14 protein-coding genes and 1 pseudogene are annotated in these 14,607 nt (G+C 39.5%); 7 read left to right on the top strand and 8 right to left on the bottom strand.

Translation table 11 applies throughout. The features are described 5' to 3' along the window. Positions 1 to 149 precede the first annotated feature (149 nt). Positions 150 to 1,325, bottom strand: coding sequence for an NAD(P)/FAD-dependent oxidoreductase (locus tag KSU66_RS04545; RefSeq protein WP_269050234.1), 1,176 nt, complete (start codon positions 1,323 to 1,325; stop codon positions 150 to 152). A 205-nt stretch (positions 1,326 to 1,530) separates the two neighbouring features. Here KSU66_RS04545 and KSU66_RS04540 point away from each other — a divergent pair, with 205 nt between their 5' ends. The 3 genes and pseudogenes from KSU66_RS04540 (at position 1,531) to KSU66_RS04530 (ending at position 3,378) form a co-directional block, all read left to right on the top strand. Continuing rightward, on the top strand, positions 1,531 to 1,797 hold the full coding sequence (locus tag KSU66_RS04540) for a (2Fe-2S)-binding protein (RefSeq protein WP_269050233.1): 267 nt from the start codon (positions 1,531 to 1,533) through the stop codon (positions 1,795 to 1,797). Beyond that, a pseudogene (locus KSU66_RS04535) lies at positions 1,794 to 2,090 on the top strand ((2Fe-2S)-binding protein); the annotation flags it as partial. The gene KSU66_RS04540 and the pseudogene KSU66_RS04535, both read left to right, overlap by 4 nt. Before the next feature lie 97 nt (positions 2,091 to 2,187). Further along, positions 2,188 to 3,378, top strand: a complete 1,191-nt coding sequence (locus KSU66_RS04530; protein ID WP_269050232.1) for an NAD(P)/FAD-dependent oxidoreductase — start codon at positions 2,188 to 2,190, stop codon at positions 3,376 to 3,378. A gap of 65 nt (positions 3,379 to 3,443) precedes the next feature. On the opposite strand, the gene KSU66_RS04525 is transcribed toward KSU66_RS04530, so the two are convergent. Beyond that, positions 3,444 to 3,974, bottom strand: a complete 531-nt coding sequence (locus tag KSU66_RS04525; RefSeq protein WP_269050231.1) for a YhcN/YlaJ family sporulation lipoprotein — start codon at positions 3,972 to 3,974, stop codon at positions 3,444 to 3,446. A 222-nt stretch (positions 3,975 to 4,196) separates the two neighbouring features. On the opposite strand from KSU66_RS04525, the gene KSU66_RS04520 reads away from it, so the two are divergent. The 4 genes from KSU66_RS04520 (at position 4,197) to msrA (ending at position 7,304) form a co-directional block, all read left to right on the top strand. Then, positions 4,197 to 5,345 (top strand): MBL fold metallo-hydrolase, encoded by a 1,149-nt coding sequence (locus KSU66_RS04520; RefSeq protein WP_269050230.1) that lies wholly within the window; start codon positions 4,197 to 4,199, stop codon positions 5,343 to 5,345. Beyond that, positions 5,318 to 5,581 (top strand): DUF3006 family protein, encoded by a 264-nt coding sequence (locus tag KSU66_RS04515; protein ID WP_269050229.1) that lies wholly within the window; start codon positions 5,318 to 5,320, stop codon positions 5,579 to 5,581. The genes KSU66_RS04520 and KSU66_RS04515 overlap by 28 nt, the downstream gene beginning before the upstream one ends. 124 nt (positions 5,582 to 5,705) lie before the next feature. After that, a complete protein-coding gene (locus KSU66_RS04510; RefSeq protein ID WP_269050228.1) occupies positions 5,706 to 6,212 on the top strand; it encodes a redoxin family protein in 507 nt (168 codons plus the stop codon). Between the two features lie 12 nt (positions 6,213 to 6,224). Further along, positions 6,225 to 7,304 carry a peptide-methionine (S)-S-oxide reductase MsrA gene (gene msrA, locus KSU66_RS04505; RefSeq protein ID WP_269050227.1) on the top strand — a complete coding sequence of 360 codons (1,080 nt, stop codon included), beginning with the start codon at positions 6,225 to 6,227 and terminating at the stop codon, positions 7,302 to 7,304. 150 nt (positions 7,305 to 7,454) lie between these two features. Here msrA and KSU66_RS04500 read toward each other — a convergent pair whose 3' ends face one another. The 6 genes from KSU66_RS04500 to KSU66_RS04475 all read right to left on the bottom strand — a co-directional run bounded on the left by KSU66_RS04500 (position 7,455) and on the right by KSU66_RS04475 (position 14,544). Beyond that, on the bottom strand, positions 7,455 to 8,558 hold the full coding sequence (locus tag KSU66_RS04500; protein ID WP_269050226.1) for a Ger(x)C family spore germination protein: 1,104 nt from the start codon (positions 8,556 to 8,558) through the stop codon (positions 7,455 to 7,457). Next, complete coding sequence (locus tag KSU66_RS04495) at positions 8,555 to 9,640, bottom strand: GerAB/ArcD/ProY family transporter (protein WP_269050225.1); 1,086 nt, start codon at positions 9,638 to 9,640, stop codon at positions 8,555 to 8,557. Before KSU66_RS04495 ends, KSU66_RS04500 begins: the two co-directional genes overlap by 4 nt. A gap of 3 nt (positions 9,641 to 9,643) precedes the next feature. Beyond that, complete coding sequence (locus tag KSU66_RS04490) at positions 9,644 to 11,011, bottom strand: spore germination protein (protein ID WP_443028941.1); 1,368 nt, start codon at positions 11,009 to 11,011, stop codon at positions 9,644 to 9,646. A 590-nt stretch (positions 11,012 to 11,601) separates the two neighbouring features. Next, on the bottom strand, positions 11,602 to 12,528 hold the full coding sequence (locus tag KSU66_RS04485; RefSeq protein WP_269050224.1) for a dipeptidase: 927 nt from the start codon (positions 12,526 to 12,528) through the stop codon (positions 11,602 to 11,604). Next, positions 12,525 to 13,244, bottom strand: a complete 720-nt coding sequence (locus KSU66_RS04480) for a gamma-glutamyl-gamma-aminobutyrate hydrolase family protein (RefSeq protein WP_269050223.1) — start codon at positions 13,242 to 13,244, stop codon at positions 12,525 to 12,527. The genes KSU66_RS04485 and KSU66_RS04480 overlap by 4 nt, the downstream gene beginning before the upstream one ends. Positions 13,245 to 13,257: 13 nt before the next feature. Beyond that, on the bottom strand, positions 13,258 to 14,544 hold the full coding sequence (locus KSU66_RS04475; protein WP_269050222.1) for a serine hydrolase domain-containing protein: 1,287 nt from the start codon (positions 14,542 to 14,544) through the stop codon (positions 13,258 to 13,260). Positions 14,545 to 14,607 lie beyond the last annotated feature (63 nt).

Below are 14,607 nucleotides of genomic sequence, written 5' to 3'. Positions count from 1 at the left end.
AAAGATTCGTTGGCTGTCTGAATTTGAAGAAATGGATAGTTAACAAAACAAGTTGTTGATAGCTTATGGCTTATACGGTTAATTAGTACAAAAAAGCCCCACGCCTTGGTGCTTTGGCGGAGGACATTTTTTGGATATTCCCTAAATTATTACACCGTCGCTTTAGCAAAACGGTCGAATCGTAATGGTTCTGTCGGGATAATTGTATCTGTTTTCCCGCTAATTAGTTCTTCAATCAGTTTACCAGTAACTGTTGCTAAGCTGATTCCATCACCTTCATGGCCTGCTGCGATGAAGAAGCCAGGGATTTCATTTACTTCAGAAACGATTGGTAAATGGTCCGCTGTCCATGGTCTGAAACCCGTATATGCACGGATCATTGTAAAGTCAATCATGTCTGGATAGAATCTAAGTGCTCTTTTCGCCATTGTTTGGACAACGTTAATATCAATTCTTCCGTCGTACCCAACAAATTGTCGGCTCGATCCAAGAAGGAAGTTTTGGCTTTCAGTCGGCTCCAGTACCAATGCTACACCGTGTTTTTCAGTCATTGGATCTGTAATACGGTCACGACCAAATTTATTCATCAAATAACCGAATTCCATAACGTTTCGCATCATGACAGGTTTTTGTCTTGCACCTACAACAATATGGCCTTTTCTTGGGATAATCGGAATATCGATATCGAGCATTTTACCAATGAATGGTGCCCATACGCCCGCCGCGTTCACTACTTTTTTCCCAGTAAATGTACCGTTTGTCGTTTCAACAGTGAATTCTTCTTTTTTCGTAATATTAGTTACTTCTGCTTTTGTATAGACACGAAGTCCGTATTGCTTCGCTTTATGAATTAGGGAATAACAGAACATATAAGGATTGATAAGAGAGTCTGTCGCACATTCCAATCCTCCAGGAATATCGTCCGCAAAGTAAGGAGATTCCGCTTTAAGATCAGCACGGTCTAATAATTTAAAATCTAGTCCAGCCGCGTTTTGGATATCGACCCATTCTTTTGCCGCTTGCATTTCTGTATCGTTTTCACATACAAGCAAGCTGCCAAGTGCACGGTATTCAAAATCCAAGTCAAGTTCGTCAGCTAAAGCCACCGTAAGTTCTTGACTTCTAAGGGACATTAAGCTATCAAAACCTGGATCTTTATCAACGATTGTAACGTTCCCATCACAGCGTGACGACGTACCACTTGCAATATCATCTTTTTCAATTAACACACAATCAATTCCAGATTTCGCAACGTAGTAAGCAATTGCACAACCGACAATTCCGCCACCAATAATGACAACTTCTGCATGATCTTTTTTAGACATATGTAAATCCTCCTTTGACATAGTAAAACCATTTGTATTATGATATATATAAGCGTGAAATGATTTTTTATTTTTCATATATATAGTAATTCACTTCTCTATATGTATGTTAGAATAGTAGTAGACGTTGTGTCAATCTTTTTCGTTAAAAATGTAAGCACTTTCTGACTGTATTTCATTTTGTGTAAGAGGAGGAAGTTAGACTATGAATCGAACAATTATTTGCAGATGTGAAGAAGTTTCTTTGGAAGACATCCAAAACACAGCAGCAACTTATGCTTGTTCTGCACGTGAAGTTAAACTACGGACAAGAGCAGGTATGGGTTACTGTGGTGGACGTACATGTAGACCGGCAGTCGATGCGGTATTGGAATCAGTCACAGGAGAAAAAGCAGGACATGAGATCCCAATGAAAGTCCAACCTCCCGTTAGACCCGTATCACTATCCGTTTTAGGAGGGAACACAAAATGACGACAAACCGAATCGTGGATCATCCGGTTCTAGGTAAACTGGAGAACCAGAAACCAGTTACGTTTACTTTTGACGGAACTACATACAAAGGCATTGAAGGTGATACAATCGCATCTGCGCTTCTTGCAAACGGTGTTAGGCAACTACGCGTTCATGAAGGAACCGGTACACCACGTGCAATCTATTGTAACATTGGACATTGCTTTGAGTGCCGCGTAACGGTTAACGAAGCGCAAGGTGTTCGTGCATGCATGACAACAATCCAAGAAAATATGGCAGTTGAAAGTGGTAAATTGCAAGCAGCTCCATTTGCTTCTTCACCAGATGAATGGCCACGTACATACGCTGAATTCGAACAAAAAAATAAAGACAAAAAGGCTGGTGGAACGCATGTATGATGTAGTAATCATTGGTGCGGGCCCTGCTGGTTTGTCAGCAGCAATTGCATGTCGTGAATCGGATTTAAAAGTTATTGTCATTGACGAATTCCCAAAGCCGGGCGGTAGACTACTCGGACAACTTCACCAAGAGCCAAATGGCGAATGGTGGAACGGAGTTAAAGAAACACAAATTTTGATGGATAAAGCCGAAAAACTAAATACGGAAATCAAATGTGAAGTTTCTGCTCACCATATCGAAAAAACAGACCAAGGATATGCGATACATACAAATATCGGTCTTCTTGAAACAACGAACCTACTTATTGCAACTGGAGCTGCAGAAACAGCAGCACCAATTCCAGGTTGGACACTTCCCGGCGTTATGTCGATTGGTGCAGCACAAGTCATGACGAACGTGCACCGCGTACGCGTTGGTAATAAAGGTATCGTCGTTGGTGTGAACGTATTATCCGCAGCAATCGCTCGTGAATTACAAATCGCCGGCGTTGAACTGCATAGTATGGCGTTGCCGGTTTCAAACCCGGTTACGAAAAACCATGCAGACCCTAAAAAAGTAATGGAAGGGCTTGTAAGTATTGCGCATCTAGCGCCTTCTGCTTTCCTTCGTTTCGGTAGTAAATTCGCGAAAGCGGAATGGGTACGCAATATCGCTGTTAGTTTTTATCCAAAAGGCGGCGTCAAAATGTGGGGTATGCCAATCCACATTCGTAAAGCCATCGTTCAAATAAACGGTACAGAAAAAGTGGAGTCCGTTACAATGTGTGACGTTACACCCGATGGAAAAGTTGTAGCAGGTAGCGAAAAAATTATAAACGTCGATTTCGTTTGTATTGCCGGTGGGCTTTACCCACTTACGGAACTTGCTTCCGTAATCGGTTGTCCATTCCAGTACGTCGAAGAATTAGGCGGACACGTTCCGATTCATAACGAGCAAATGGAAACACCACTTAAAGGGCTATACGTCGCTGGAAACATTACAGGCATCGAGTCTGCAAAAGTAGCCCGCGCACAAGGAACACTTGCAGGTCACTCCATCGCGAAAAATAACGCAAAAATGCAACAAGCGATGCAAGATGTAAAATCTACTCGTGACTCAGCGTCGATTCAATTCCACCCTGAAATTATGGAAGGCCGCAACAAGATTCATAAAGCATTCCAACAGTATGAAAAAGTCCAATAAGTATTTATAGGAAAAACGAAAAAGCGATCACTCCACTGAGTAATCGCTTTTTTTGTCAGGTATATTTAATGAGCATCGGGAAACACATTACGGACTGCTTCCGAAAACTCCTCGAAAAACCCTTCTACTGGCTCCCCTTCCTTAATTTTCGTACCGTATCCCGTCATTCGTTCGATAAAGTCAGGATTTGATGAGACATATACATTTTCAATGTTTGTATTGGCCTCTCGAACTTTATCTGCAATTTGGCTTTCCAATTCATCTGTGACAGCTTCGTCCGTTCCGCTTTTCAACATGACCGCGGCGTAAGCGTTGTGATCTGTCACTATAACCGTTGCACTTTCCACTTCATCTAATTCAGTAACCCGATTCGCGGCATCTTCAGCCACTTCTAGTTTTGTTTCGTTGCCATTGTTTACGGTATCATTTGTTGTATTATCCTCTTCAACTACGACGTCATTATTCTTATCTTCAACGACTTCTTTTGGCGTTGTCGCGTTGTCATTCTTCACCGTTCCTTTATCTTTATTAGCCCCGCATCCTATTAAAGCTAATGATAAAAGAACTGCAGTCGTAATCATAAATACCTTTTTCAATTCAATTCCTCCCAAATTTGTTATCAAATTTAGGATAGCCATACAATTGGTCTTTTAGTACGAAAAATATTCCCAATGAAATATTTTTAAAACGAGTACTAATTAAAAAAGTTGCCTATCCATTTTTATTAGTGCAACAAATCATACAGTGTACAATTCATAGTTTTAGATTTACATCTGCTATAATTTGTTGAGAAGATTCATTTCACAAGGAGGATCAACATGCAAAAAAAATTGGTCGTCTATCTTTACCTACTTATTGGTTTGCTTATTTTTTCTGGTTGTTCAAATACAATGTTCCAACCCAAAACAAAGGTAGATGGTATAGATGCAGATAAAGTCGTACAACAAGTTCTAAAGGATCCAAGATTGAAAGTCCATTACATAGATGTAGGTCAAGCCGATGCTACATTACTTCAATTTAATGATAAGAAAGAACCAATTACAGTGCTCATTGATACCGGAGACTGGGCCTCAAAAGATGTAGTAGCATATCTCCACACCCAAAACATTAAGGACATTGATATTATCGCCATTACCCATCCACATGCAGATCATATCGGCCAATTGGCGGAAATCATCGAAGCGTTTAATGTAAACGAAGTTTGGATGAATGGAGAAACTGCTAATTCTCAAGTATTTGCAAAATCATTGGAAGCCATCGAGAAGAATGGCGTTGATTATTACGAACCTAAACCAGGTGAGATTTTCGACATCGGCCCTATCGAAGTTGCGGTTCTTCATCCAACCACCCTTTCAGCAAATACGAACAATAACTCGCTGGCGCTACGTTTACAATATAAGGATATGTCTTTCCTTTTCACCGGAGATGCAGAACAACAAGCGGAAAACGACATGCTTAAACAAGGCGCCAATTTAAGCGCCACCATTTTGCATGTCGGTCACCACGGGTCCAATACATCTACCATCCCTGAATTTTTAAAAGCAGTACATCCTGAAGTCGCCATTTATTCAGCCGGGGTTAAAAATTCATATGGACATCCTGATGCCGAGATAATTACTAGAATCGAATCTAGCGGTACAATTTTTTACGGTACAGATATAAATGGAACAATTATTGTAGAAACCGATGGGAATAATTATAATGTTTCATCACAAAGTACACCATCCCATTCCTCGTCGGATGAATCTTGTGTGAACATTAACACGGCTACTATAGAAGAAGTTCAGAAAATCATACATATCGGATCCACCCTAGCAGTCGAATTAATCGAACTTCGACCTTATCTTGCCATCGACGATCTTGTCAAAATTAATGGCATCGGAACCGCCCGAATGAAAGACATTAAAATGCAAGGCATCGCATGCATGGAGGCTAAACAATGTATTCAGCATATCTCGACCGATTGACTGACGATAACAAAGCACTTTTACTCATCGATGAATTGCAGAAAGAATTTCACGTCGAGCATTCCTCCCTGCCTACAGAAAGCACGGTCGGAATGTGGTTTTTAGTCGAAGTAGAGGAAGAAGAAATTAGCACCATTCAAATCGACCATGAAAAGTCTGCATCCATGAAACGGGAAATCGATGACCGCATGCAACGCTTAAAATCGAATAAACGAAGTCGATTTAAACGAAAATAAAACTAAAAGAAGCCTGTAGGGTCTCTTTTTTCAATTCAAATAAGTCAGATACTTTTAAAAAACGTGTTAAAATAAGGTAAATAATACGGTTCCTTTCATACTTCAACTCCAAAGGAGGATTTATATGAAAAGAAAATGGATTGTACTTCTTATTGGCTTACTAACAGTCGCTTTTGTTAGTGCTTGCGGAAAAACAGACATAGTGAATACAGGTGAACAAGCACCAATGTTTGATCTCAAAGATTTAGCTGGAAACCAAGTTGCACTCTCAGATTTTGAAGGAGAAAAAGTGTATGTGAAGTATTGGGCTTCCTGGTGTTCAATTTGTCTTGCTGGGCTTGATGAACTTAACACGTTAGCCGCGCAAGACAACGACTTTAAAGTGCTTAGCATCGTCAGCCCTCGTTACAAAGCGGAGAAATCTTCGGCAGAATTCAAGAAGTGGTTTGCTTATTTAGATGCGGATAATTTGACTGTTTTATTGGATGAAGATGGTGTTTATTCCAAACAATTCGGTTTACTCGCCTACCCAACTTCTTATTATATTGGTTCTGATGGTCATCTCGTTCAAACGATAATTGGTCATAACCCGAATGAACAAATCATTAAAACATTTAAAGACATCAATTGAGGAGGAGCGTACATGAAGAGATTATCTAATGTAGCTTTTTTATTGATTTTAATGCTACTCGCCGCCTGTTCATCTGCGGGTGTTGAAAAAAATGAAAGCACAACAAACAATTCAAAGCCCACTGTAAACGTACCCGAAAGTGAACTTGACAAGATTTATTTTGCAGGTGGTTGTTTTTGGGGAGTGGAAGCTTATTTTTCAAGGATTAACGGAGTCCAGGATGTAACGTCTGGATATGCCAACGGAACAGGAGAACAGCCGTCGTATAAGGATGTCATAAAGGGAGACCGTGGTTTTGTTGAAGCTGTTGAAGTGAAATATAATCCTAAGCACATCTCCCTTTCGGAACTTCTAACGTACTATTTCAAAGTCATTGATCCTACACTGTTAAACAAACAAGGAAATGATACAGGCATTCAGTATCGTACGGGAATTTATTATGAAAACGATGAAGATGCACAAATCATTAAAGCAGCGATAGAAAAAGAACAAGAAAAATACGACAAACCGATTGTTACTGAAGCCGAGCCGTTAACAAACTATTACCTCGCAGAAGAAGCCCACCAAGATTATTTGGAGAAAAATCCAAATGCTTATTGCCATATCGATTTAAGTGTGTTGGATGGGGAAACGGTTAAAGTGGACCCGACATTGTATACAAGACCAAGTGATGAAGAAATAAAGATAAAATTAACAGATGATCAATATCAAGTTGCTGTACTCGATGATACGGAACACGCCTATTCCAACGAATATTGGGATTTGTATGCACCGGGTATTTATGTTGATATCGTAACCGGTGAACCCCTCTTTTCAAGTACCGACAAATACGATTCGGCATGCGGATGGCCCAGTTTCACAAAGCCAATCGACCCTGAAGTCGTTACGTATCATGAAGATACGAAATTTAACATGATTCGGACAGAAGTCAGAAGTCGCGTTGGCAATATCCATTTGGGGCATGTGTTTGATGACGGACCAAAAGATCGTGGCGGAAAAAGATATTGCATTAACAGCGCCTCGATTCTTTTTGTTCCACTGGAAGATATGGAGAAGACGGGGTATGGAGACTTAAGAATAGCGGTTGAATAAGCCAGAAAAGCGTAAGCGCCTGGGTGATCACGAAGGAAATAGGGAAATCCACAGAAGCTGCTCTTTGGCTTTTGGGGATTTCATTTTTTCAACAGTGAGCTAGGCACTGGAGTCTTTACATAAAAAAAGATACCCACTGGGCCACCTTTTTTACTTCAACGTCCCCGTATTTAAAACTTTAAATTCCACTTTCACTTCGTACTCAGACGAAGCAATTACCTTTTTCGTCATTTCTTCTGTCCACTTTCCCTTATAATGCATTCTAAAAAATTCACTAAAACCGACCGGGTCTAATTCCAACTTTTGAAGACTTTTAAGAATATCCTTTATTTCTTTTTCTAGGTGTTTGTTTATCTCCGTTTCAAGTTTCCTATATTCCCCTTTTTTACTTAAATCTCGATCCCCCTTATATTCAATGAGCACCGCTTTTATTTTAAGCACAATCGATACTTTCGGGGATTCGATGTTTTTATTTCCTTTAATCCTTACATCGCTCTCAATTTGTTCTAAAAAAAGTTTTTTGTCGGTATCATTATCTTTAAAATTTATGGCGATTGGCGCTAACTTTTCAAGCCCCTTTAAGGCCTGTATGATAAGCGAGTCTTCCGTCGAGATTGTTTCAATCATTTTTTTATTATCAAACAAAGTGACTTTTGTCACTTTAAGTGACTGCTCTTTTTTTTCCGAATAAGGAACCATCGTATGAAATACCGCATTCGTTTGAGTAAACATATAATCATGTATCGATGTAAATGGACTAAACGAATTATGAAGCTTCGGTTGGAACAAATCATTCAAATAAGCATCCATATGTTCGTTTTCTGGATAATCGGCTTTTAAAACATCTTCCACCTTATCTTTCACAATGACAAGACGGACTTTATTCCCAAGCGTTGCGTCCCTGTAAAAGTGTTCCACCACTTCCGTTACCTTCCCACTTTTCGCAAATTCTTCGCTAAATAAAATCGTTCGCAACTGATTTAAAATAAGCGTTTTGTCCGCTTGTGAGGAGATATCGACAATACCTTCTTGTATCATGTCCGTGTTGACAGAATAGGCTTCCGTTAGCACTGGGGATTCACCGGCTGGTTGTGGTATCCCAACTGTCATCCTCATTTCTTTATCGTCTCCTAAGTCAAAACCGATGCTACTGACCAATGCCAATTCTTCCACAGCAGCGCGCCCACCGCCTTCCGAACATCCTGTAATAAAAACAAAACACAAAATAAAAATTAGTAACATAAGCTTCTTCATCCGAATCCCTCGTTCTTTTTCGTTTTTAGCATGTGGATGATACAGAGCAAAATCGGCCATAAAAACATGGCGTACATTACGTAAAAAACACGTTCAAATAACAGTTTTTGAAACTCTTGCATAAACGGAAATTGTACAACGATAAAAATAAACACCACGATAATGTATAGATGAAACTTTTTGGTAGTAGATCGAATTGAATCCAACCCTCTTTTCGCAACCCATAAATAAGTAGAAGTTGTCGTTAAAATAAGAAATACCCACATCGTTATGCCTAACACGTCGATTCGTTCAAGAAACGATAATTCGACTTCTTTAAATAACCCCAAAACTGGATACAACACATTTTCAAGTTGCCATTCTGAAAAAAACATCACGCTTACGAAAGTAAATAGAAAGGTAATAAAAACGCTTAACCATATTCCAATAGATCCATGTTTCAGAGCTTTCTTTTGGTTAATAATATGTGGAAAGTAAAATGATATTAGTTCGAAACCGCCCACTGCTATTAATCCTTTTTTGGCCGCCGTGAAAAATTCCTTTGTTGTGAAGTTAAATATAGGCATCGCATGACGAATATCGCCTTCACTAATTCCCCACTTCAAAAAATAAATGACCCCTATCGTTAAGAAAAAACTTATAATGCAAAATCGCGCGATTGATTTAATGCCTCCGCTTACGATATAAGTAAGCATGAATAAAAAAATAAATAAAGGGCCTGTTATTTTCCGATCAATAAGTGCCACGACTTGAATGAGTTGCAAAAAACTTGTGCAGACAGCTGCTATTACAACGATGAAATACAAAAGCAGGATACTATTTATCGTTTTCCCTACCCATTTACCGAATACTTTTTCATGAATGATGAACAACGTATCGTTTCGGTATTTCAAACCAAGCCAGATCATCGGCACGAGTAAGACGTTCGCAATCACTCCAAATAATAAGGGCATCCACCACTGGCTATAGCCCATCGAACTTAATCGGTTCGGTAGCGATAGTATAGAGCTTCCCACAATCACATTTTGAACGAGAAATATCACATGATAATGGTTTAATACTTTTAGTTTGTTTTTATCCATTTCTCATTCCCCCTTTTCTGCAGGAGGTTTTTTTTCACGTTGTGCCCTAGCAATCCCTGGTTTTTGTTTAAGTAAAAAAGTTGGCATACGAACGACGGAGTCAAAAAGGTCCGACCACTTCCTTGGTATTAAAGGGGTCATAAATGGAGTTGTTAATGAAGTCAAATTTAATAAATGATGAAAAAGCCATGCGAATGCAATCATTTGGCCATAAAGCCCGAACATGCCCGCAGCCAATATAAAAAAGTAGCGAACAAAGCGACTCGCGTTGCTCATAATGAAGTTAGGAGGTAAAAAAGATAACAGTGCTGAAATGGCAACTAAAACGATGAGTGTATTACTAACGAGGCTTGCTTCGACCGCAGCCGTTCCAATGACAATCCCCCCAACAATACCAATTGTTTGACCAATTTTGGATGGCATTCGTGAGCCGGCTTCCCTTAATATTTCAATAACTAGTTCCATCAAAAGCACTTCCATAACGGGAGAAAATGGAACCCTCCCTCTTGACTCTTGTAAATTTAACAATAAATCAAATGGCAACATTTCCGGATGATGAGTAAGCACGGAAATATAAGTGGGTGTTAATGAAATAGTTAAGAAAAATCCAAAAAAACGAAGTGTGCGAAGAAGTGAAGCCGTCGTCCACCGATTGTAATAATCTTCCGGCGAAATAAATAGCTCGAAAAATGATATTGGACAAATCATAACTCCTTTACTATTGTCCATAGCAATGACGATGCGTCCGCCCATTAAATTAGACACTGCAATATCTGGTCGAACCGTTTCGTAACATTGCGGAAACGGAGAAAATGGGTGATCATCCATTAGCTGTTGTAAAATTGAAATGTCGTTAAATCCCGGATGATTGATTTCCTTAATTTTTTTACAGACGATATCCAAGTTTTCCTTATTCACAATGTGATCCAAATACATGACGGAAACTTTTGTATTTGTTTCGGTTCCTACAACAAAATTTTTGCTTTTTAAATTCGTATTATGAATTCGTCTTTTTAATAGGGATAAGTTTGTTTCAAGCGATTCAGTAAATGCATTTTGCGGACCAATCACGCTAGATTCAGTATCTGTATCCATAATTCCTGCTGTTGGTACGCTAAATGTATTTATTTTCAAGTACGTTTTTGTTTCATGGAAATAAATAATTGTATTTCCTTCCGTAATCGTAGATATGATGCTATCCAGATCATTGCGGTCAATTACTTCTGCTGTTTGTAAAAATTTTTCCTGTGATTGCATAAGTGGAAACATAACAAGCTTGTGTAAAGTGAGTTTATCTACAAGTGAACTAAGGTAAATAAGCGTAACTTGCATTTCACCAATTTCAATGTCGTTGAATACGGCATCTTCAATTCCAGCTAACTTATTTTTTATCGCCTTGATGGAATGCCCCCTGTACGTTAACTAGTCTTAAGGCTAATATTTCCTTAACGAACAACGTTTATACACAAATGAAAATAGAGCCAAATCAGATATGATTTGGCTCTGTTTTGTATTTTATATCCCTATTCGACGTTATCCATAAGTATCGTCGCAATTTGAGGGAAGAAAGAAAGAAAGAAAGATAGAACGACCATAAACACTAGCATAATAATCGCATATGGAACGACCCCTTTAACAATTTCATTTAGTCAATGGAATCTGTTAACTTTGTTGATTTAAATAAAAAAAGTCTACATACTATGCAGGTTAAAAATATAGACATCCTTCTAATACGCTTGGCGCTATGTGATGCCCCCGCTGTAGTCGTTTTTTATTAGTAGGAAACCTTTATTTCAGCACGCCCCGAAAATCGTTGAATAAGGCGACACTCCAGCGGGAATAGCGTTAGTCTCAGACCCCACAGCGGAAGCAAGGAGGCTGAGGCAACGCCCGCCGAAAGGGAGCCGTTTCAACGATTTTCTTTTTTAGTGAGAAACTTCATTTCAACCTATACACTTGTTTCATTTCGGGCGGTGATCCAAGAAGTTTTGGTAAGCAAATCCTTTAACTTCTTCTTCACTGTATGTCTTTAATAGTTCATTGATCAAATTCGGGTGCATCGATGCATCTTCAAGGTGTACAATTTTCGAAGAAATGCCGTCGAAATCAGATCCTAAGCCGATTTGTTTTATACCGCCTAGTGAACAGAAATGATCAATATGTTCAATCAGCTCGGCAATTGATACTTCCCCTTCTTCTTTCACGAACGGTGGATTATAAACAACATGGATCAATCCACCTTTTTCGAACATCGCTTTTGCTTGTTCATCCGTTAAGTTTCGCACGTGATTGCAAAGCGTTTTTGAATTCGAGTGGCTTGCGATTGGGTAGTCCGCTTCGTCCATGACATCCCAAAATGCTTGTTCACTTAGATGGGATACATCGGTTAAAATCTTATGCTCATTGTTGAACTGGACGATTTCTCTACCAAACATTGTGAGACCAGCCGCGCGCTTTTCGCCAACGCCATCTGCGGCCAAGTTTGCATTATTCCATGTAAGTCCAATCGAAATAACCCCCAACTCGTGAAGTATAGTTAGTTTTTGGAGGTCATTTCCTATCGCATCAACACCTTCTAGTGTTAAAAACGCCCCAATTTCTCCTTCTTGTAGTTCGTCAAAATCACTCCAACTTTTCAGTACTTTCATATTCGGATTGTTACCGATTACATCTGTATAGAAGTAGTGAATTTGGTCCAATGCAGCTTGGAATTTTTCGTCCGACTTCGTGTCGGGGTCGATGAATATTGCAAATGCCTGCACATGCACTTCACCTTTTTTAAGCTTTTCATAGTTTGCGTCAAGTTCGGATGCGTTTTTGAATTTCACTTTTCCTTTTGAATCATATAATCTCAGTAAAACGTCACAGTGCAAGTCGATTGTTTTCACTTCGTATTTCCCCCTTTTGTAGCTGCTTCAATGAACTTATCGAATAGCTTGTACGAAATGGCGTCTCCATTTGCTGATAGTTCTTCCGGATGCCACTGGACACCAATAACAAACTGATGCTTAGTACTTTCAATCACTTCAATGATTCCGTCACTTGCAACACCCGATACAATAAATGGTGCTGGGACATCTTTTACTGCTTGATGATGATAGGAGTTCACCTTAATTTCTGTACTTCCCGCAATCGATTCAAATAAACTTCCTTTTTTCACTTGAACAATATGGGACAGATGGCTTCGGACAGATTTTTGGGTATGTTGTAAAATCGGCTTATCATTTTGCGCGTAAATGTCTTGATACATATTTCCACCAATCGCCACATTTAACACTTGTAGCCCTCTACAAACACCAATTATCGGTTTGTCTAATTTAAGCATTTCTTGTGCAAGGGCAATCTCAATTGAATCTCGGGCCGGTGAAACGTCTCCCAGATCACGATGCGGTTCTTCGCCAAATAACATAGGATCGATATCATGCCCGCCACTTAACACGATGCCGTCCAGCAGGGCAGTTAGTTGCGAAAGATCCTCTTCAATTCCGACAGGTATAATAATCGGTATACCGCCAGCGCGTTGAACCGCCTTTAAATAGCTATCATACAATGTATGCTTGTTCCCTTTTTCCACATTCGAAGTAATTCCAATTAACGGTTTCATCAATAAAAACTCCTCACTTTTTAAGTAGCATTCGATTTCCTAAAAGAAGTGCCCATGTTTTTTTCGTATTGTCAAAAAAGAATCGTATTGGTTTTTCAAGTTCTGTTATAACAAGTGTGCGTTCGCTACTTGCACGAAGTACATGGGTTACCCCATCAATCGTACAAACTAACTTTTTATTCGCTACTGAAATTTCAACGTCGGATCGTTCATCCGACGTATACGTGCCCACAAATGGTTCAAACTTCTCTTCGCTTAAATCATATTCGGGTTCGACGTTCCGCTTGTGCTCCATCGGAATATCCAATGCCGTATTTACTGCTGCAAGCCATATCTCATCGGCACTAACTCCACTTAAGTTTGTTAAAACAACCGCGACCAGTTCTTTTTCACGAACGAAGCCAAAATTGGAAGAGACCCCTGGTTGACTGCCCCCATGCTCGGCAAGCGTGAAGCCTTCATAATTCGGCGTCGTTTGGAGCGCATACCCGTAAAACGAATTGCCATGTGTTCGAATAACGGTATTTGTCATTTGAGCCAAAGTTTCCTTATATTGTAAGTCGTCGTTTACATACATCTGGCCATACTTCAATAAGTCCATAACCGTTGAACGAATGCCGCCACCAACTGCATAGTTTCCTAATGTCGGCCACGCACAAGCAGTCGGCTTTTCTTTTTCGATCATATACGGTGTTGTCAAATTACCCAGTTGTTGCAATTCAAGTAAATCGAAAGACGTTCGATCCATTTGCAGTGGTGTAAAGATGGTTTTCGTTATGTATGCCTGATAACTTTCACCTGTTACCTTTTCAATAATCGCACCGAGTAAAAGAAACATATCATTGTTGTAGCAAATATATTCCCCCGGAACCCCTAACCAAGACCACTTTTTTGCGTTCAAATAATCGAGGTGCCCTGTAAAGTTTTTCAGATGATTTTTTCTTTCCATCGTCGCAAGTCCTGTTGTGTGAGAAAGGAGATGATGGATTTTAATTCCTTCTACCATTTCGTGTTGAATCGTTTGAAATTCGGGTAGATGCTTCGAAACAGCATCATCGACTTCTAACTTACCTTCTTCTACAAGTTTCATAATAGCTAGTGCCGTAAAAGATTTCGTGATGGATGCAATGCCAAATATCGTTTCAGGCGTAATCGGTTCTTTTGTTTGTAAATCTTTCGTACCAAACCCTTTAGCGTAAATCGTCTCGCCATTTTTCGATAGCGCAATAGCAACGCCCGGTATTTGTTGTTTTGCCATTAACTCTTCTACGTAGTGTTCAAACTGTTTCCACTTGTCCATTGACCCACCTCTTTAAATAGGAATTTAAGTGTTTTAAACTATATCTGTTGAAATAAAGATTCT

It is taken from the genome of Sporosarcina sp. G11-34, from assembly GCF_026931025.1.
This window is presented reverse-complemented; position numbering and strand designations above follow the sequence as displayed.